General features: G+C 67.2%; 18 protein-coding genes and 1 other RNA gene. 7 read left to right on the top strand and 12 right to left on the bottom strand.

What is annotated here, in order from left to right:
* Window positions 1-2,455: DEAD/DEAH box helicase (locus tag KILIM_RS23535; protein ID WP_006594497.1), on the bottom strand; the 2,455-nt coding region annotated here is incomplete at its 3' end.
* A 352-nt stretch (window positions 2,456-2,807) separates the two neighbouring features.
* Between KILIM_RS23535 and trxA the strand changes: the two genes are divergently transcribed.
* Window positions 2,808-3,275, top strand: coding sequence for a thioredoxin (gene trxA, locus KILIM_RS19625; RefSeq protein WP_006594496.1), 468 nt, complete (start codon window positions 2,808-2,810; stop codon window positions 3,273-3,275).
* A 263-nt stretch (window positions 3,276-3,538) separates the two neighbouring features.
* A complete protein-coding gene (locus KILIM_RS19620; RefSeq protein ID WP_006594495.1) occupies window positions 3,539-3,985 on the top strand; it encodes a VOC family protein in 447 nt (148 codons plus the stop codon).
* A 79-nt stretch (window positions 3,986-4,064) separates the two neighbouring features.
* On the opposite strand, the gene KILIM_RS19615 is transcribed toward KILIM_RS19620, so the two are convergent.
* The 6 genes from KILIM_RS19615 to KILIM_RS19595 are packed head-to-tail and all read right to left on the bottom strand — an operon-like array spanning window position 4,065 to window position 8,412.
* The gene (locus KILIM_RS19615; RefSeq protein WP_006594494.1) at window positions 4,065-4,919 is read right to left on the bottom strand and encodes an MBL fold metallo-hydrolase; all 855 of its coding nucleotides are present in this window, start codon (window positions 4,917-4,919) and stop codon (window positions 4,065-4,067) included.
* A gap of 41 nt (window positions 4,920-4,960) precedes the next feature.
* Complete coding sequence (locus KILIM_RS19610; RefSeq protein WP_006594493.1) at window positions 4,961-5,350, bottom strand: nuclear transport factor 2 family protein; 390 nt, start codon at window positions 5,348-5,350, stop codon at window positions 4,961-4,963.
* A gap of 13 nt (window positions 5,351-5,363) precedes the next feature.
* Entirely contained in the window at window positions 5,364-5,813 is a 450-nt protein-coding gene (locus tag KILIM_RS19605) for a hypothetical protein (RefSeq protein ID WP_006594492.1), read from the bottom strand.
* A gap of 26 nt (window positions 5,814-5,839) precedes the next feature.
* Entirely contained in the window at window positions 5,840-6,316 is a 477-nt protein-coding gene (locus tag KILIM_RS24740; protein WP_255247691.1) for a thiamine pyrophosphate-dependent enzyme, read from the bottom strand.
* A 30-nt stretch (window positions 6,317-6,346) separates the two neighbouring features.
* Window positions 6,347-7,576, bottom strand: a complete 1,230-nt coding sequence (locus KILIM_RS19600; RefSeq protein ID WP_006594490.1) for a thiamine pyrophosphate-binding protein — start codon at window positions 7,574-7,576, stop codon at window positions 6,347-6,349.
* Window positions 7,577-7,587: 11 nt separating this feature from the next.
* Window positions 7,588-8,412 (bottom strand): type 1 glutamine amidotransferase domain-containing protein, encoded by an 825-nt coding sequence (locus KILIM_RS19595; protein WP_006594489.1) that lies wholly within the window; start codon window positions 8,410-8,412, stop codon window positions 7,588-7,590.
* Window positions 8,413-8,944: 532 nt separating this feature from the next.
* Between KILIM_RS19595 and KILIM_RS19590 the strand changes: the two genes are divergently transcribed.
* The 5 genes from KILIM_RS19590 to KILIM_RS19575 are packed head-to-tail and all read left to right on the top strand — an operon-like array spanning window position 8,945 to window position 14,638.
* Window positions 8,945-9,511: a DJ-1/PfpI family protein gene (locus KILIM_RS19590; protein ID WP_006594488.1), complete on the top strand. Its 567-nt coding sequence runs from the start codon at window positions 8,945-8,947 to the stop codon at window positions 9,509-9,511.
* Window positions 9,508-10,602, top strand: coding sequence for an alpha-amylase family glycosyl hydrolase (locus KILIM_RS24735; protein ID WP_006594487.1), 1,095 nt, complete (start codon window positions 9,508-9,510; stop codon window positions 10,600-10,602). The genes KILIM_RS19590 and KILIM_RS24735 overlap by 4 nt, the downstream gene beginning before the upstream one ends.
* A complete protein-coding gene (locus tag KILIM_RS25525) occupies window positions 10,560-11,621 on the top strand; it encodes an alpha-amylase family protein (protein ID WP_006594486.1) in 1,062 nt (353 codons plus the stop codon). Before KILIM_RS24735 ends, KILIM_RS25525 begins: the two co-directional genes overlap by 43 nt.
* Before the next feature lie 42 nt (window positions 11,622-11,663).
* Complete coding sequence (locus KILIM_RS19580; RefSeq protein WP_006594485.1) at window positions 11,664-13,835, top strand: AGE family epimerase/isomerase; 2,172 nt, start codon at window positions 11,664-11,666, stop codon at window positions 13,833-13,835.
* A 44-nt stretch (window positions 13,836-13,879) separates the two neighbouring features.
* Window positions 13,880-14,638, top strand: a complete 759-nt coding sequence (locus KILIM_RS19575; protein ID WP_006594484.1) for a TMEM175 family protein — start codon at window positions 13,880-13,882, stop codon at window positions 14,636-14,638.
* Between the two features lie 93 nt (window positions 14,639-14,731).
* Here KILIM_RS19575 and ssrA read toward each other — a convergent pair.
* The 5 genes from ssrA to KILIM_RS22825 all read right to left on the bottom strand — a co-directional run.
* Window positions 14,732-15,098, bottom strand: a transfer-messenger RNA (tmRNA) gene (ssrA, locus tag KILIM_RS23530).
* 125 nt (window positions 15,099-15,223) lie between these two features.
* On the bottom strand, window positions 15,224-15,649 hold the full coding sequence (locus KILIM_RS19570) for a pyridoxamine 5'-phosphate oxidase family protein (protein ID WP_006594483.1): 426 nt from the start codon (window positions 15,647-15,649) through the stop codon (window positions 15,224-15,226).
* A gap of 149 nt (window positions 15,650-15,798) precedes the next feature.
* The gene (locus tag KILIM_RS19565) at window positions 15,799-17,907 is read right to left on the bottom strand and encodes a DUF2207 domain-containing protein (protein ID WP_006594482.1); all 2,109 of its coding nucleotides are present in this window, start codon (window positions 17,905-17,907) and stop codon (window positions 15,799-15,801) included.
* Window position 17,908: 1 nt separating this feature from the next.
* On the bottom strand, window positions 17,909-18,379 hold the full coding sequence (gene smpB, locus KILIM_RS19560; RefSeq protein WP_006594481.1) for an SsrA-binding protein SmpB: 471 nt from the start codon (window positions 18,377-18,379) through the stop codon (window positions 17,909-17,911).
* A 113-nt stretch (window positions 18,380-18,492) separates the two neighbouring features.
* The coding region (locus tag KILIM_RS22825; protein ID WP_006594480.1) for a M23 family metallopeptidase at window positions 18,493-19,536 on the bottom strand (1,044 nt) is incomplete at its 5' end.

Below are 19,536 nucleotides of genomic sequence, written 5' to 3'. Positions count from 1 at the left end.
GGTCGCGGCCACCGAAGCGACGTCCGCCACCCGGACGGCCCGGGGCGCGGTGCCGGCGCGGGGGCTCGAGCATGCGACGCAGCCGGTCCTCGGGGATCGGCACGCCGCTGGGCCGGCGGGCGCCGGTAGCCTCCAGGATCCGGTCGTCGCCCACGCGCACCCGCACCGGGCTGGTGCTCAGGCCCGCCTGCTCGGCGATGCGCTCCATCAGTTTCCGCTGGTGCGGCAGGGCGAGAGTGACAACGGTGCCGGCCTCCCCGGCGCGCGCGGTGCGGCCGGCGCGGTGCAGGTAGTCCTTGTGGTCGGCCGGCGGGTCGACCTGCAGCACCACGGAGACGTCGTCGACGTGGATACCGCGGGCGGCGACGTCGGTGGCCACGAGCACCGGCAGCTCACCGGACTTGAACGCCGCCAGCACCCGGTTGCGGGCGCCCTGGTTCAGGCCGCCGTGCAGCGCGGCGGCGAAGACCCCCTGCTCACGCAGCTGCTCGGCGACGCGGTCGGCGCCGAGCTTGGTGCGCACGAACACGACGGTGCGGCCCGTGCGGTTGGCGACGTCGGCGGTGATGAGCTTCTTGTGGGCCGGCTCAACCAGCAGGATGTGGTGGTCCATCGTCGTCACCGACGCCTGGCCGTCGTCGGTCGAGTGGGTCACCGGGTCGGTGAGGTAGTTCTCGACGAGCCCGTCGATGCCGCGGTCCAGCGTCGCGGAGAACAGCAGCCGCTGGCCGCCGGCGGGCACCTGATCGAGGAAGGCGGTGACGTCCTCGAGGAAGCCCATTTCGGCCATGTGGTCGGCCTCGTCGAGCACGACGATCTCGACCGCCGCCAGGGAGCACGCGCCGCGCTCGATGAGGTCGGCCAAGCGGCCCGGGGTGGCGATGAGCACGTCGACGCCGCGGTCGAGGGCCTCGAACTGCGGCGGGTACGGCATGCCACCGGCGACCAGCTTGTGGCGCAGACCCAACACATGCACGAGGGGCTGCAACGCGTCGCTGACCTGCATGGCCAGCTCGCGGGTCGGCACGAGCACGACGGCGCGGGGCAGCTTGGGAGCGGCCTTCTCGCCGCCCGCGAGCCGGGTCAGCATCGGCAGCCCGAAGGCCAGCGTCTTGCCGGAGCCGGTGCGGCCGCGACCGAGCACGTCGCGCCCGGCGAGGGCGTCGGGGATCGTCGCGGACTGGATCGGGAACGGCGCCGTAATGCCCTCGCGGGCCAGGCGGCGCACGAGCTGGTCGGGCACGCCGAGTAGCGCGAAGCCGTTGTCGTCGGCGACCTCGACGGTCTCCACGACCGGCTTCTCCGTGTTGCGCAGCCGCTGCGCGTCCGGTGCCGGGCGGCGCTCCTCGCGGTCGTAGGAGCGGCGGTCGTCGCGCTCGAACGTGCGGCGCTCGCTGCGGTCCCGCGGGCCACGGTCGTACGAGCCGCCACGATCATCGCGGTTGAACGAACCCCGGTCGTCGCGGTCGAAGCGGGGACGCTCGTCGCGGCTCGTCGGCCGAGCGAAGTCGCGGTCATAGGACCGGCGCTCGCCACGCTCGCTCGGGCCACGGTCACTCGGACCACGGTCGTAGGACCGGCGGTCGGAGGGGCCACGGTCGAACGAGCGGCGCTCGCTGCGGTCGAAGGACCCGCGCTCACGGCGGTCGTGGGCGTACCCGTCGGTGGCAGGACGGTCGTAGGAGGGGCGGCCGCCGCGGTCGTCGCGGTGGTACGGACGGCGGTCGCCACGGTCCTGCTCTCGCCGGTCATCGCGGCCGTAGGAGTCGCGGGCGTAGGAGTCGCGGGCGTAGGGGCGGCCGGCGGGCCGGTTGTAACCCCCGCGGTCGTCGCGACCGTAGGAGCGTCGCGAGTCGCGATTCTCCCAGCGACCGGCACCCCGGTTCTCATCGCGGCTATCCCGGTTGTCCCGGTTGTCGCGGTCGGCGCGGCGGTTGCCCCAGCTGCCCTGGCCGCGGTTGTCGCTGCGGGTGTCGCGGTCGCCCCAGGCGTTCTCGCGGCGGTTGTCTCGGCGGGTCTCACCGCGCATGTTCCAGCTTCCTTCACTGCGGTCACTGCCGCGGTTCTCCCAGCGGCCTTGGCCACGGTTGTCTCGACGGTTCTCCCAGCGGCCGGTGCCGCGGTCGTCGGTGCGGCGCTCGCCGCGGTCTTCCCAGCCACCCTGCGTGCGGCGGTTGTCGCCGTCACCGGTGCGCTCGCTGCGGTCGGCGCGGCCGTACGGCCGGTGCCCGCTGCGGTCGGCGGGGCGGGAGCGCCCGCCCGCCTCATTGCGGTTGTCACGCTCGGGGCGGCCCTGGCCACGCTCGCGGCCGGCGTCCTCGCGGCTGCCGGCCTGCTCACGACGCTCGAAGCGTGCCCCTCCGGCGGGGCGACCCCGCACTGCGGACTTCTTGGCCGCGCTCCAGCGCGGCTTCTTGCCTGCGCGGGCAGGCGTGATCGGTCGACGTGCACTCATGTCTCTTCACTGCTTTCGCTCGTTGCTTCTCGACAAGGCACGTCCTGACACCAGTCGCTACTGATGTCTCGTCGAGAACGAGCCTCCTGCACCGCCGGTTGCGGTGGCTGCTGCCTGCGGCCGGCTTCGGTCGCGCAGGGCCAGACCGTCGTGGGCCTGACATCCCGCTCTTGGCGTACGACGCGATCAACGCGTCGGTCTCCGGTCAGCGCTGCAGAACGAAGCTGCGGCGCTGGTCACCGGTGCGGGTCGGTAGGGGGTTTATGGAAGGCCGGGTGCGTCAACGCGCCCGGCGAGTGACCATCTTAGCAGCATCGGGAATGGGCTGGGTCCAGCGGCTGTTCGACCCGACATGACCACAGTGGAGCTGACCGAAGCCAACTTCGAAAGCGTCATCAAGGGCACCGATATCGTCCTCATCGACTTCTGGGCCGACTGGTGCGGGCCCTGCAAGCAGTTCGCGCCCGTCTACGAGGAGGTCTCCGGCAAGAACCCGGACATCACCTTCGCCAAGGTCGACACGGAGGCGCAGCAGGGACTCGCCGCAGCCGCGCAGATCTCCTCGATCCCCACGATCATGGTGATCCGTGAGGGCATCCCGGTGTTCGCCCAGGCCGGAGCGCTGCCGAGCGAGGTACTTGAGGACGTCATCACCCAGGCCCGCGGCCTCGACATGGAGGCGGTGCGCACGCAGGTGGCGGCGGCCCAGCAGGCCGGCGGCCAGCCCGAGGCGGCGCGGCCGGCGACCCAGCCGACCTCCGGGCGTCGTGGGGGCACCCCCGGCGTCGACTACCCCGACGAGAACGGCGCCATCGTCTGAGAGTTCCCGCGCGAAGCAACCGCGAGCGCCGCCGCGCCCAGACATGGGCGTGGCGGCGCCTTCTTGTGTACCCGGCTCGTCCCTATCGGGCGGCGCCGCGCTTACTCTCGTGGCGGATCGCTTCTTGCATAGAACAGCGCTTTCGGCTGATAGCTCGAACTCGGACATCGTGAGAATATTGACACGTCGGCAGTGCGGTCGAAAGATCGACGCCGAGCACCCCGAGTGCATTTCGCTGCCGAATCCCTGGAGGACCTCACGCCATGGCGCCTATCTCGTTCTCGCACATAGCTATCAACTGCGCCGACCCGATCCGCACCGAGTCGTTCTATTGCCGACATTTCGGATTCGAGCGCAGCAGGGTGTACCTGCCCGGTGAACACCAAGTGGTCATGATTCGCCTCGGCGACGCCCAACTCGAGTTGTTCCCAGCCAACGGCTCCGCACCGATACCGCGCCCGGAGAAAGACGGGTACGAGTTCGCCGGGGTGCGCCACATCTGCCTGCAGGTTCATGATCTCGACGCCGTGCTCGCCGCGATGGGTGAGGAGGCGCAGATCTCCCTCGGTCCGCTGGACATGGGCCAGTTCATCCCCGGCATGCGGGCGGTCTGGCTGCACGACCCCGACGGCAACATCGTCGAACTGAACGAGGGCTATCGGGACGAACTCGACCCGCCGGCTTTCGATCCCACGCTGCGGGTCACCTGAGGACCATCACAAGAACTCCCGCCTGCCCCGTTCGGCGGCAGGCGGGAGTTCTGTGTTGAGCGCCTGGATCAACGCAGTGTCAGTGACTCTCGCGCAATTGCTTCCAGGTCTCCGGAATGCTGTGCTCGAGTTCATAGTCGAGCAAGAAAAGCGTTGCGTCGGAGTCCAGATACTCCTTCATGGTGGCGATGAGGCGCTCCTGGGTCTCGCGGGAAGCCTCCAGCGCCTCGACCGCGCTGAGGGCGGCCACGCTCTGACGCCACAGGGCGATGTACTGGCGCTGCCAATCGAACACGCCGACCGGCGCGGGCACCGGGCCGTGACCGAGGTAGATCCGCGCGTCCGCGGGAAGTTCGCGCTCCAGCCGATCGAGCGTGCGCAGCCAGTCCGCGGTGTGGCCGTCCCGGAAGAAGGTGTGGCAGCCGAACGACACGATGTCCCCGAGGAAAGCGTGGACGATGCCGTCATGGGTGAATGACCACATGGTGTCGTCATCGGACTCACCTGGCCCCAAGTCGGTGACCGTGAAGGTCACACCATCGAAGGTGAGCTCGTCCTGGTCGACGACGAAGTGGTCGGGAAACACGCGCTCGTCGGGAAACTCGTCACCGAAGAGCGTCTTGGCGATCGCGGCCTTGGCGACGTCCTCCCGCAGGGCGAAGTCGTAGACCCCCTTGGTGGAGTAGCGGGGAACATCGCTGAACTTCGCCATGCCGACATAGTGGTCGGGGTGTCCGTGGGTGAGGAGCACCGCGGCGATCGGCTTACCGAAGCTCTCCGCCATCGTGCGCAGTTCGGTAGCGCTGGACAGCGCGAGGGTGGTGTCCACGACGACGACGCTGTTCTCGAGTTCGACCACGTAGGCGTGCACGTGGTCCCACGGCAGTTCGACGAACTTGCCGCTGAAGGGGTGGACAATAGGTGCTGTTGACAACGTCACTCCTGATTTTCTGGGCGGGAAGAAACTGCGGAAAACTAGTCTTGGGCCAGTTGGCGCAAGAACGGCTCGAAGGGCTTCGAGTCATGGAAGTTCGCCATGTAGGCGATTTTTCCGTCCCGAAAGACGAAGTGATTCATCACATTCGCCTCGATCGGCTCGTCCGGAAAATGCGCGGCACGCGCCGAGATGTGCGACACCGCGGCACCATGGTCGCCGTCCACAAACATGGCCGTCGGGGTGTTCTGAAAGACGGCATACGCCCGTCCCATGCCGGCCATGGCCTCGCGCAGTGGGGCGAGGCCGGAGATATGGCCGGCCAACTGCTCATCCATCTCCTGATCGTCGGCGAACAGGTCACACCACTCCTGCCAGCGCCCGGCATTGGCATATTCGTAGTAGCGGTGGATGATGTCGAGATTCTTCATGAATCACTCCGCTTCAGAGACGGGCGAAGCCCGGTGCATAGACGAATGGTGCGGCGGTGGCGTTGTAGCTTTCGATCACCATGCCGAAGGAGTTCTGTTCACTGGCCCGCACGGTCCATATCTGGGTTGCATCCATCGACACGCGCCTGCTCTTGGGCTGCGGCGGTTCCCACATGCTCGCCTGCCACCCCACGAGGATGTCGAGCGTGGCAACATCTCCATCGATCGATGCCTTCACCTCGTTGACGTAATGATTCTCGTCGAAGAAGAGATTCGTGACTCGGTCATACCACTGCTTGAACGTGTCGAAGTCCGTAATTTCCCCGTCCGGAAAATGCATACGCAAGTTGTCGCTGGACAGCAGCCCGTAGGCCTGCTCGATCGGAACGTGAAAGTCGAGCGCCTGAAACCAAGCGGCGACGAACTTGGCAATACTCGCTTCGTTCATGGTGGTTGTTTTCACGCAGTGCCCTCCCTGTAAAGATGTGTTCAAGCGGCTTCCCATCGGACTACTGTCCGCAGTGAATGCCAAATGAGATCCGGGTTCACATCGCCGTCGAGCATCAACTCCACGAGAAACGGCTCGTCGTCGGCGAGCATCCGGTCGATGACCGGGCCGATGTCCTCGGTCCGCTCCACTCGGGCGCCATCGACACCCATTGACGCGGCGAGTTCGACAAAATCGATCCGCGGGTTCGAGAGGTCGAAGCCGAGCGGATGCGCGTGCGGTTCGATGCCAACCGTGCGCCACCAGGCGTCGATATTCGCCTGAAGAAGCCGGTAGGAGCGGTTGTTGCACACCACGAACTTGGCGCCGACATTGTGCCGCCGCGCCGTGTACAGCGCCTGGATCGTGTACATGGAGCCGCCGTCACCACTGAAGCCCACGACGGTGCGGTCCGGGTGCGCCAGCTTGACGCCGATCGCGCCGGGAAATCCCACGCCCAGACTCCCCCCGCGCGTCACGAAGTACTCGCCCGCGGCGCGTGCCGGCAACTATTCAGCCAGCGGTGGGGAGTTGGTCAGGGCCTCGTCGAAAACGATGATCCGGTCCGAGCGCGGATGCTGGGCCAGAGCGCGCGCGAACGTCGCCATCTGGGGGATGGCCTTCGGGTCGCCGTCGTCGGCGGGTTGATCGTTGGCCGAGCCTCCCGCGCGGGCCGCCTCCTCGAGCTCGGCCAGTCGCTGCTGCGCCTGCCGACGGTCCTCGTCGGTCATCTGCGCGGCCAGGGCCGCCGCGAGCGCGTCCAACGACTGCGCCGGATCGCAGACGATCCCCAGATCGACGCGGTGATTCTTGGCGATCGCGTGGGCGTCCAGGTCGAAGTGAACGACACTGGCAGAAGGGTCGAAGATGTCGCCGAGATCCGGAAACACCTCGGGCAACAGGTACGTGCCGACCACGAGATTCGCGTCCGCGCCGCGCAGAATCGGCAGACTTTGTTCGCCGAACATATGTCCCGTCGTGCCGCCGTAACAGGGATGGGTGGTGTCCATGACGACGTCGCCGGTGTCGACTCCGAAGACCTGGGCTCCAAGCAGCTCGGCGACGCGCGCCACCTGGGACACCGCCCCAGAGGTGGCCACACCGTCACCGACGTAGATCCGCGGTTTCGCACCCTTGAGCAGCGTTGCAGCAGCCTGGTCGATGAGGTCCTGGGCCGGGGCGACACGGGTGTACGGGATGCTCGTGGGCACCACGGTCTCGGTGTTGGGTTCGTCGAGAACATCGGCCGGAAGGCAGACGTACACGGGGCCCATGGGTGGGGTGATGGCCACCTTGATCGCTCGGCGCAGCGTGCGCAGCAGATTGTCCGGGTGGAGAACCATCGTCGCGTACTTGGTGACCGGGGCCATGATGGCCACGAGGTCGGCCGACATCTGGGCTTCCAGATTCATGTACTTCAAGCCGGCGTCCCCCGCGATGACGACGAGGGGTGAATGACCGCGCTTGGCCTGGTACAAAGCACCAACCGCATTGCCGATCCCCGGAGCACTGTGCAGCTGCACGAGGGCGGGACGCTGTGTGGCGCGGGCGTATCCGTCGGCGCAGAGCACCGCCACGCTCTCTTGCAGGGTCAGGATGTACTTCATGTCGGGGTAGTCGGACATGGCGTCCAGAAACCCCTGTTCGACCGTTCCCGGATTACCGAACATGTGGTCGATGCCATCCGCGAGCAGTTGCTCGATGATGGCCTCCCGGCCGGTCCGCACCTCTTTCGACAAGCGTCCGTCCCCTACCAGCCGTAGCGACGCAGGTCGCCGTCGAGCACGTTGACGAACTGTTCACCGAACTCGTGGGCACACTGCAGTGATCGGGCGGTGAGGAACGGATAGTCGACGATGACAGAGGTGGGCTTTCCGAAGTTGCCGTGATACTGGCCCTGCGGCCCCACCGCGTCGGAGAGCATGAACTCCAGGCAGTACGGGGGCGGCCCCATGTTGAAGTCGGTGCCGATGAATCCCGTGCCGTCGTGGTAGTCGTACTCGATGCAGTGACCGGTGACGTGCTTGCCCGCGATGATGCTGCGTCGCTCGTTGAAGTCGCGCGCCATCGGGAGGACGGCGACGCCGTAGCAGATGGCGGCGATCGGCCGGCCGAGTCGATAGAAGCCCAGTACGAGGTCGTGCACACGCTGGTTGTTCACCATGTCGACGATCGGTCCGCTGCCACCCACCAACAGAATTGCGTCGTATTGGTGCAGCTCTGCCTCCAGTTCGCGCAGGCGCGTGTTGTAGGCCTCCAGGGCGCGCAGAAAATCGGGGGCGCTGAAGTAGGGCCGCTCGGGGTACCAGGCGGAAAGGTCGATCGGGTTGTCCAGTTCGGCTCGTCCCATGAACTCCTTGACTTCCGCCGCATCCGCCGGCGTCGTCACGTTCGTTCCCAACGGCGGGTCCCAGTAGTCCGGGTCATAGCTGGGCGGCAGGGCAATGGGCCGGTCGCCGGTGGGAGTGACGTAGGTGATCTCGTATCCCGCTCGCTGCAAAGGCAGCGCGGGGCCGGTCAATTCGACACCCCAGTAGCCATGGTTAGAAAGGACTGCAAGGATCTTCTTGTTCACGGGGCGTTCCTTCTCGATGGCGCGACAAAGTCGCGACCCAGGATGGAAGAAGTAGTTGAGGCGCGTCGGTACCGGCAATCAGAACGGAGGATCGCCGGCGTAGGCGCTTGGGCATGTTTGAGCACGCAGAAGGGTGCGTTCGAATCAGATCATGAGGCATTGATAGAGGGAGCGCAACCCTCAATCTAATGGACGATTGTCCAGATTTTCGTGAATGGCGGACCAAATCGCCCAAATGCCGCATTAAGACGCCTGTGGGGTGCGCTACAGCACCCCCCGCACCGCCCAAATTTTGGAGCCAATTCGACTGTCCCAGGCTGATACTCGACCACCCGGCAGCGAGGCCAGAAACTTGGACAGTTGACCTTTTTCTATTCCACATCGTACTTTGACATTGGGTCAGGCAGGCTGCTCCGTCGCAGCCGCCTGGCCAATTCGCGGAGCGGGTGACTAGCGAATGCTGGCGACCTCCACCGGTCATTAGTTGTGCCCCCGTTTCGCACGGGTGCTCATGAGAAAACATGAGGTATCCATGACCAGACGCGTCGCCATCCTGATCGAAGGAGATTTCTTCGAGAAGGAGATCTTCTACTACGAGCAACGGTTCGCCGAAGCCGGCGTCGAGGCGCATTTCGTGTCCCGGCTGTGGGGCCAGGAGAGCTTGACCTTCCTCGGCCACGAGTACCGGGCACCGCTGAACTGCACGAGGAGTTTCGAGGGCTGGAGCGACGAGGACCTTGCGTCCTACGACGCCCTGATCGTGCCCTCCGGAATGGTTGCCGACCGACTGCGGTACACCGACGACGTCGCCGGCATCCCACCGGCGAGCGCCCTCCTCGAGCGAGCCTTCGCCCTGCCGCTCCTCAAGGGGATCATCTGCCACGGCCTGTGGTTGGCCGCGCCGGTCCGCCACGTCGTCGCTGCACGCCGCATGACGTGCCACAACAACCTGCTCGGTGACGCCGCCGCGTACGGAGTGGACTACGTCGACGAGGACGTCGTCGTGGACGGCGACCTCATCTCAGCCCGGACCGGCGGCCACGCCTACCTCCTGGCCTCGGCCATCCTCGCCGCCATCGACGAGAGGAACCCACGATGACGACGACGCACGACGCCGCCCAGACCGCGCCCGCCGGCGAACTGACGATCAGCGCCGGGGAGCCGCACCCGCTGGGCGCCCACCTGCGCGACTCAGGCGTCAACTTCGCGGTCTTCAGTCAGCACGCCGACGCCGTCACGCTGCTGCTGTTCGCAGACCCGGATGATCCCGAGCCCATGGCCACGGTTCCGTTGACGAGGACCTTCCACGTGTGGCACGCACACGTGGCAGGCATCGGCGAGAACGTCGGCTACGCCTTTCGGGTGCAGGGGCCCGAACTTGCGGAGCACGGCTTCCGGTTCAACCCGCAACGCGTGCTCATCGACCCGTACGCGCGCGCCAACTCGAGTTCCCTGTGGGACCGGGGCCGGGCCTGCGAGCGAATCGGCGACGACGACATCTCCGGCGTCGACAACCTTGAGACCTCGATGCGCAGCGTGGTCGTGCGACCGTCCAGCTTCGATTGGCAAGGTGACCGCCCACCGCGCCGGCCGATGGCGGACTCCGTCATCTACGAGATGCACGTCCGCGGATTCACCGCCCACCCCTCCGCCGGTGTCGCGAACGCGGGCACCTACCTGGGGGTCGTGGAGAAAATCCCCTACCTGCAGTCCTTGGGCGTGACCGCCGTCGAACTTCTGCCCGTCTTCGAGTTCGACGGGCAGGACATCCTGCGCCACAACGGCGCCGGTGAGCCCCTGCGCAACTACTGGGGTTACTCGACGATGTCGTTCTTCGCCCCGCACAGCGCCTACGCCAGCGGCGGCACCGGAACAGAGGTGCTCGACGAGTTCCGCACCATGGTCCGCGAACTCCACAAGGCAGGCATCGAGGTCATCCTCGACGTGGTGTTCAACCACACGGACGAAGGGCAGCATCAGGGCCCGGCCTTCTCCTTCAAGGGCTTCGACAATCCGAACTACTACCACCTCGTCCAGGTGACCGCCAGTACTACATGGATTACACGGGCTGCGGCAATACGTTCAACTGCAATCACCCCATCGGCGCCCGCCTCATCCTGGATTCCCTCCACTATTGGGTCACCCAGATGCACGTCGACGGCTTCCGGTTCGATGAAGGAACCGTCCTAGCCCGCAACCTTGCGGGGCAGCCGGACAGCTACGCCCACGTCATCTGGGACATCGAACTCTCCGAGACCCTCGAAGACACGAAGCTGATCGCGGAGGCCTGGGACGCCGGCGGCGACTACGAGATCGGTCATTTTCCCGGCTTCCGGTGGGCGGAGTGGAACGGGCGGTTCCGCGACGACGTGCGCGGCTTCGTCCGGGGCGACTCCGGTCTGGCGGGGGCGGTGGCAACCCGCATGTTGGGATCCTCGGACCTCTATCAGTGGAGTCGCCACGCGCCTGTGAACAGCATCAACTTCGTCACCTGCCACGACGGCTTCACGCTCAACGACCTCGTCTCGTACAACCAAAAGCACAACGAGGCCAACGGCGAGGGCAACCGCGACGGCAACGACGACAACCTGTCGTGGAACTGCGGAGCCGAAGGCCCGACCGACGACGCGGCCATCGACAGCCTGCGCGAGCGTCAAATCCGCAACCTGACCGCGATTCAGATGCTGAGCTTCGGGGTGCCGATGATCACCGCGGGCGACGAGATGCGGCGCACCCAGCAAGGCAACAACAACGCCTACTGCCAGGACAACGAGATCTCCTGGATCGACTGGTCGTTGGCCGACACCAACGAAGACATGGTCGAGTTCTTCCGCCGCATCATCGCGTTTCGCCTGACCCACGACTGCCTGCGCCCCTGCGATTGGCACCAAGGTGCGCCGAACGCGCGGGGCAGCGCCGAAGTCCACTGGCACGGACGTCGACTTGACGAGCCGGATTGGTCCGCCGACTCGCGGACCATCGCCTACACCCTGGGCGGCGTCGGGGGCCAGCCGGACGTGCACGTGATGGTGAACATGCACTGGGAGGGGGCGGACTTCGCCCTGCCTACCGGCCGCGAGTGGCGTCGGGCCCTCGACACCGCCATCGCCGGCCGCGACGCGGTGAGCCCCCCGGGCGCGGAGCCTGCGATCGACGGCGACCACTACCTCGTGACGAGTCGATCCGTCGTCGTCCTCATCGGTACCTGAAACCTCAACGTCGAGAACGGAAACAATCTAATGAGCTCTGCCGTGTACACCTACTCCGACCTCATCGCCGGCTACGTCAGCGAGTTCGATCCAGCACAGGATCGTGTGGTCATCACGACGTCGTCCGGTGAGGATCTGACGGCTCTCCTCACGCCGACGACCTTCGCCGAGATGACCCACAATCTCGGGGCGGGCTATCAGGACGCCACCGGCAGCATGCGCGACATGCTCACGCCGGGGCAGTTCGTCTACGCGTACGGCATCTTCTACCCCGAAAGCGGCAAGCCCTTCGAGATCAAGCAGATCCACTTCGTCGGGCGCACCCCCACCGAGTACGTCTTCGAGCGTCCCGACTGGTGGGTTCGTCAGATCCGCGAGCTCGGTGACTTCTATCTGCGGGCCCAGTTCGGCACCGGTCCGATCGACTGGAGCAACTACCGCACGATGATCGACCTTATGGGGCAGAAGACCGGCTCCACACGTCAGGAGACCGATACGATCTCCCGCCTGGTCTACGGCTTCGCATCGGCCTACCTGCTCACCGGTCTCGACCGGTTCCGGGAGGCGGCCGAGTCGGGTACCGAGTACCTGCGCACCAACTTCAAGGCGCAAGACAGCGTCGACGAGGTCGCCTACTGGTACCACGCGATCGAGGCCACCTCGGGACCCAACAAGCGCAAGATCCTCGCCTCGAAGATGGCCGACATCCCCGGGCTGCGCATCGGCCGGGACGCCCACCCCCGGCAACGCCGGATGCTGGCGAGCGAGTTCTCGGACGACTACCAGGCCATCCCGGCCTACGAGCAGATCTACGCCCTGGCCGGCCCGACCCAGACGTACCGCATCAGCGGTGACCCGGCGATCCGCCACGACATCGACTGGACGTTGAATCTCTTCGAGCGGTTCTTCCTCGACCACGACGAGAGCGGCTACTACTCCCACATCGACCCCATCACGCTCGACCCGCATTCGCCGGTGCTGGGCGAAAACGTCGGCCGCAAGAACTGGAATTCGGTCGGCGACCACGCACCCGCCTACCTCATCAACCTGATCCTGGCGACCGGCGAACAACGCCACATCGACATGCTCGTGAATTGCATGACCGACATCATCGAGCACTTCGGTGACTACGAATCCTCGCCGTTCGTGCAAGAGAAGTTCTTGGCCGACTGGTCGCACGACTCAAACCACGGGTGGCAGCTGGACCGCGCCGTCGTCGGGCACAACCTGAAGATCGCCTGGAACGCGATGCGCGTCTTCGGGCTCACCAATGACCCACGCCTGCAGGACTTCGCGGCGCGCATCGCCAAACTCATGCCCAACCACGGGTGGGACGCACGGCGTACCGGCTGGTACGACGTCGTGGAGCGCCACCTGCAAGAGGGCGAGACCGTGCACCGGTTCGCGTGGCACGACCGCAAGGCCTGGTGGCAGCAGGAGCAGGGGATCCTCGCATACCTCATTCTCTCGGGGATCCTTGGGGAGCCCGAGTACCAGAAGTACGCCCGCGAGTCGACGGCCTTCTACAGCACGTTCTTCCTCGACCACGATTCCGGCGGCGTCTACTTCAACACGCTCGCCAACGGCCTGCCCTACCTGCTGGGCACCGAACGGTTCAAGGGGAGTCACTCGATGAGTGGCTACCACTCCTTCGAGTTGTGCTATCTCGCCGCCACCTACACCAATCTGCTCGTCACCGGTCACCCGCTGGACCTGTACTTCAGCCCGATCCCCGGCGCCTGGAAGGACGGCATCCTGCGCGTCTCCCCTGATCTCCTGCCCCCGGGCTCGGTGCGAATCCACTCGGTGCTCATCGACGAGCAGCCCCACACCGACTTCGACGCCGACGCCCTCACGGTCCAGCTACCCGAGGATCTGGCCCACCGACCGAAGATCAGGGTGCGCGTGGAGCCGATCAAGGTGCCCGAGCACTACAGCATCGATGTGTCGGAGGAGAACGGCGTCACCAACGTCGAGCTCGCCGGCATCATCGACGAGCAGGCGGTCAGCGCGCTGCGGATCGCGTTGGCGGAGGTGGAGCGCAGCCACCCCCAGAGCGTCCGGTTCGACGTCGACGCCCTGCAGGACCTGTGCCGGTCGGCCCTGCGCGCCGTCGCCATGACCTGCCAGCACCTCGACGACGACGTGGAGGTCACGTTCGACGGCGCCAACGAGCGGGTGCAGGAGGCCCTGGACTCCGTGGCGCTTGCCTGAGTTCGGCAAGCGGATCGGCAACGGCGCTATGGGAGGAGGCTGACGTGGAGCGGGAGACCGAATCTGCGGGTACGGCCGCAGAACCCCTGGCCGCGAACGTGGAGCAGGTGCTGGCGGCGCAGTCCGTCGACGGCGAACGTCTCGTCGAGGACCTGCACAACGTTCTGGCGCAGGGCGAGGATGTCGAGCGGACGGTGTTCTTCAGCGACGCCGTGTTCGCCATCGCCCTGACGGTGCTCACGCTCGACCTACGGCTGGACGGCGGGGTCATCGGCAGCAACCCGGAGGAGCTGGCGGCGACGCTCGCCCAGAAGCTGCCGAGCCTGCTGGCGTTCATCCTGTCCTTCGTGCTCATCGGTGGCCTCTGGCTGCAGCACCACCGACGGTTCAAGGCGATCGAGCGCTACGACGTCCCCTTGCAGATCATCAACCTCACGTTGCTGTTCTTCGTCGTCTTCCTGCCGGTCCCCACCGCGATGTTGTTCGACAATCACGGGAGCAGCGCGCTGCCGGCGATCGTGTACGCGGCGTGCCTGGCCGGCTGCTGGTTGAGCCTTGACCTGCTGTGGTGGCAGGCCTGGCGGCGCGGGTACACGAGCAGCCTGGTGACCCCAGCGGCCTTCCGGCGCAGCCTGCTCCGGTCGTTGCCGGGCCTGGCGGTGCTGCTGGTGTCCATCCCCCTCTGCCTGCTCAGCCCGACCTACGGGCCGCTGGCGTGGCTGTTGCTGGTGCCGGCGATGCTCCTGCCGGCGCGGCTGATGACGACCACGCCGGCGCGCAAGCAGCGAGCCCGGGCCGGCTAGCGGGATCATCCGACGAACGCCGAAGGGCCGCCTCTGACGAGAGGCGGCCCTTCGGTGCTGACCAGCAGGTCGTGTGGCGCGTGCGTCGCCGATGGGTGGAGGTGGCGGGAATCGAACCCGCGTCCGCTGACACCGAACCAGGGCTTCTCCGGGTGCAGTGCGCTATGGAGTTTCTCGGCCCCGGCGCTCGCGCGCACACGTCCGCCGACAGGCCCAGTCGAGTGAGAGTCCCGCGCCGTCCCCCGACATGACGGCGCAGCAAGCTACCTAGCTGACGCCAGGATCTGAGTCGGCAGCGAACTCAGGCTGACGGACTTCGAGGCTCGCTCAGGCGGCGAGGGCGAAGTCGGTGCGCTTGGAATCGGCACCTATTGGTTTACAGGGAGCGTTGACGAGATAACCCTGCATCCTCGACCCGCTTCCCCTGGCTTGACGATCAACGTCGAAACCGATCACCCCCGCGGGGGCGACACACGCGTTCACACTGTCTAGTTGTCAATCTGCTGGCCGGCCGACGAAGGCCAGCACATCAGGGTACCTGCACAACGGCCGCGGGAGCCAGCGCATTCCCCGCCCGCGGGCCGTTCAGGCGTCTGGGGCCCCGTCGCCGAGGTGGAAGCGGCGGCCGGTGAGCTCGTCGGGGGTGATCTCGACGAAGTGCACCTTCCGCGTGGGTACCCAGGTGCGCAGGGGCAGCGCCTCGGCCCACTCCAGTTCGTCGATGGTCTGCAGTTCGCGCGCGGTGCCGTGCACGATGACGCTCGTGGCCACCCCGTCGCCGACGCGATCGGTCTCCAGAGCCACCCGCGCGTTGATGGTCAGCCCGAGCAGCTTGCTGCCTTCGGCCGTGCGGAAGTAGATGCGCTCATCGGAGACGACGTAGTTGATGGGAACGATCTCGGGCTCGCCGGCGATGGCGAAGGCCAGCCGCGCCAGCTGCTGCGACCCCAGAAACGCCCAGACCTCCTCCTGCGACAGGGTCTCGACGACGTTCTCTTCCGGCATGTTCATCGGGTGCGCTCCTCGTCTTCGGCTCCACTGCCTTCGTGGGCCTATCCAAGCATCGTTGGCGTCGTCCCGCCGTAGGTCCATGGTCCTACGGCGGGTCCGACCTCCTCGATCTGCGTCACGGCGCCTCGATCTGCGTCACGCTACGCGGCTCACCAACTGCCGCCGCCGCCACCGCCGAAGCCACCGCCGCCGGAGAAGCCGCCGAAGCTACCGCCACCACCGCCGAATCCACCGCTGCTGCCGCCACTGCCGAAGGCGCTCTCGCCCGAGGAGCCGGGGGTGGCCGCGAAGGTGCCGGCGGCGGTCGTCGCGAAGTCCTCCATGCCGTCGGCGATCGACCCGAAGTTGAACATGCCGGTGTGCGCGCCGTAGAAGATGTACCAGGTCGGCATGTCGATGGTGTAGCCCTGCAGTTCGGCGGCCTCGGCCACCTCGTTGAAGACCTTGGCCCAGCGCTCCGCGCAGCCAAAGACGATGGCGTACGGCAGGTAGCGGCTGAAGATCGACTGGGCCTCTTCGAACTTGATCTGGTTGGCCTCGGCCGTCTCCAGGTACTGCCGGAAGCCGAGCGTCTGGGCGTACACCGCGCTGCCCTTGGCCGTTCGCGCCGGCATTTTCAGGCCTAGGACGAACACGATGACGGCGGCCAGCAAGATCCCGGCTCCGAGCACGACGCCCGAGGGGATGAAGATGCCCATGCCGGAGGCGTTGTCGATGGAGGTCGACGCGATACCGCCGGCGAACAGGACGATGCCGCCGATGATGGCGACGACCATGGCCAGCGCCATCCACGAGTTGCGGGTCGCCTCCGGTGAGCGGCGGTACCAGCCGCGGTTGACGACCTCGCGATACATGCCCTTCTTGGCCAGCGCCAGAGTCGTTGCGAAGTGGTTGCGCAGGCCGGAGAGGGTGACCGTGTCGCCGCTCTGGAACAGGCCGTCGTAGATCTCCCGCTCGTAGCCCAGCAGGGTTTCGTCGGGCTCGGGCGCGGTCCGGCGGAGCTCCCAATCCGCCTTCTTGCGCTTGCCCGTCTCGATCTCCTCGATCTGCAGCCAGCCGCGCACCGCCAGATCGACGACGGTCGCCGAGACGTCGCGGGTGTCGGCGCTCTCGTCGAGGATCGTGCCGACCAGGCCGGGGGTCTCGCCGTCCGGTGGCGTGAAGCGCACCGCGACCGGATCGCGACGCCCGCGGACGACCGCGCCCTCGCCTTGCGTCGGCGACAAGCCCGGAGTAAGCCCCGCGTACTGCTCGTCGCGCCCGCGGCGACGCACGAGCACACCCATGCCGACCGCGGCCAACGTCGGAACCAGCACCCCGGCGCCATACCCCGTTGCGGTTAACGCCTTCGCGACCGGCTGGGGCAGGCTCTCACCGATACCGCCGCCCTCGCCAGGGTCACCGGTGCGATAGATGGCCGTTGACTCCGCAACGGTGTGCGCCGGGTACCACAGGCCGACGGTCATGCCCTGGCGGGCGGGGATCGAGCTGGCCTCGAAGGTCACGCTGTTGCCGTCGGCGCTGGCTGTGCAGTTCGCGCTCGTCGGTTGCTGACCCTCGGGGGGTGCGCTGAGACGGGGTCCGACGACACAGCCGTACTGCTGCCCCGCCTGGGGGGCCGTGACGACGACCGTCGCCCGATCGATCGGCACCTCCCACTCCATGCCAATCGGGTTGACGTACAACTCCTGGTGGTCCGCGAAGTCGTTGACCGTGCCCTGCACCCGGTAGTCGATGACGTACGTCTGGAGGCCGGAGACAAACACGTCTGGATTGCCGATGCGCACGACCCGCGACTGGCGCTGATCACTGACCTCGTAGTCGCTCGGAGCCCCGGTCGGACTGCTCACGCCGGTCACTTCCAGCGGGTAGAGCCGGTAGCGATCGGTCTCGCCCTGGAGGGGAAGACGGATCGGCCACGTGACAAAGATGCCGCGCTGCTCCCGGCCAGGCTGGAACTGGTACTGGATCGTGTCCCGGCCACGCAGCGTGCCGTCGGGCTGCAGTTCGTACTCCACCCGGTAGTCCAGGATCCGTTCGCCAGACGCGCTTGCCGCACGCAGTGTTCCCGAGTTGGAGTCAAGCAAATCCGTGGGTCGCGGCGCCCCTTGCGCAGCGCCCGCAGGAGTGGGTCCGGCCACCTCCCCCACGCCGGGCCCGATGAGGGTGGCTCCGGCAGGAACGGCGGCAGCGAGCCACAGGGCGAGGACGGCGAACAGACCGAGGAAGACGCCGAGCGGGCGCCTGCGGGTGCGCACGTCAGCGCTCCAGCCGCAGCGACATCGCGCGCTCGGCCTCACGCCGATCCTGGCGTTCGCGCAGGGCGTGGCGCTTGTCGTACTCCCGCTTGCCCTTGGCCAGCGCGAGCTCGACCTTGGCGCGGCCGTCCTTGAAGTACAGGCTCAGCGGCACGATCGTGTGCCCGGCCTCGCGCGACTTGACGGCGAGCTTGTCTATCTCGGCGCGGTGCAGCAGCAGCTTGCGCTTGCGCCGGGCCGAGTGGTTGGTCCACGTGCCCTGGCTGTACTCGGGGATGTGCACACCCTCGAGCCAGGCCTCACCGCGGTCGACGGTGGCGAAGCCGTCGACAAGGCTGGCACGCCCTGCCCGCAGCGACTTCACCTCGGTGCCCCACAGCACAAGGCCCGCCTCGAGGGTGTCTTCGATGAGATAGTCGTGCCGCGCTTTGCGGTTGCGTGCGACGACGTTCGTTCCGCGCTCCTTGGCCATGGTGCTCCCCTGTTGAAATCGACCTCCACAGTACCCGTGTGACGTGCGCGAACGCCCCTCGGTTTCGGCCGGGGACGGGCTTTCGTGGGTGAGCAGGAGGCCGCCGGGAGCGTTTACAAGAATCCGGCCGGGTCCAGCGGCACCCCGTTGCGGCGCACCTCGAAATGCAGGTGGCAGCCGGTGGACAGGCCGGTCGTGCCGGAGTAGCCGATGAGCTGGCCGCGCTGCACCCAGCCCGAGTTGGCCTCGAAGGACTCCAGGTGGGCGTAGCTGGTGGCCAGAGCGTCGGCGTGGGCGAGCACCACCTGGTTGCCGTAGCCGCCCGCCCACCCGGCGCGCACGACCTCACCGGCGTCGGCGGCGTACACGGGGGTGCCGCAGGCGGCGCGGAAGTCCAAGCCGGTGTGCAGCCGCTCGTACCGCAGAATCGGGTGCATTCGCGGCCCGAACGGGCTGCCCGCCGGGGCGTTGACCGGGCGGGAAAGCCGAGCCCCGGAGTCTGCTGGGGGCCGGTTCGCCTGAAACGCCCCCGCCGACCGACCGGCCGCCGCCAGCCCCAGCCCCCTGGTGCTCACGCGGTTGGTGGCCTTCTGCCGCCCGCCCGCGGCGCGCTGCTGGGCAGACCGCTGCGCCTGCGCTCGAGCGCGCTCACGCAGCAGAGCGGTGAGCGAGTCCGACTCGGCCTGCAGGGAGGCCAGGCGCCGCGCCTCGGTCTCGCGGCGCGCGTCGACCGCGGCTTGTTCCCGGCGCTGCTGGGTCGCGAGCCTCGTGAGCTCCGCCGTTCGAGCGTTCGCTTGCTCGTGCGCGGCGTCGGCCCGCGCCTGGGCTGCTTTGGCCTGCAGGGTCAATTGCGCGATCTCGCGCCGGGCGGCCTCCAGTCGGGCCTGCTCCGCCAGGCGCACCACCCGGGCGTCCCGCAGCTCTTGGGCGACCGCTTCGTGGTGGGTGCCGGCCTCCTGCACGACGTGCAGCCGATCGGCGAGGTCGTGGGCGCTGCCGACAGCGAAGAACGACACGAGGTCGCCCGAGCCCCCGGATTCGTAGGCCACTCGCGCCAGCTCGTCGCGCCGATCCTGTGCCGCCGCGGTCTGCACGGCGTTGCGCGCCAGCGCCTGCTGGCCCGCGCGCTCGCGAGCCTGGGCATCGGCCAGCCGCGC

The sequence above is a fragment of the Kineosphaera limosa NBRC 100340 genome, from assembly GCF_000298215.1.
Taxonomy (GTDB): domain Bacteria; phylum Actinomycetota; class Actinomycetes; order Actinomycetales; family Dermatophilaceae; genus Kineosphaera; species Kineosphaera limosa.
Note: the sequence above shows the minus strand (reverse complement) of the source record. Positions and strands in the feature narration are given on the sequence as shown.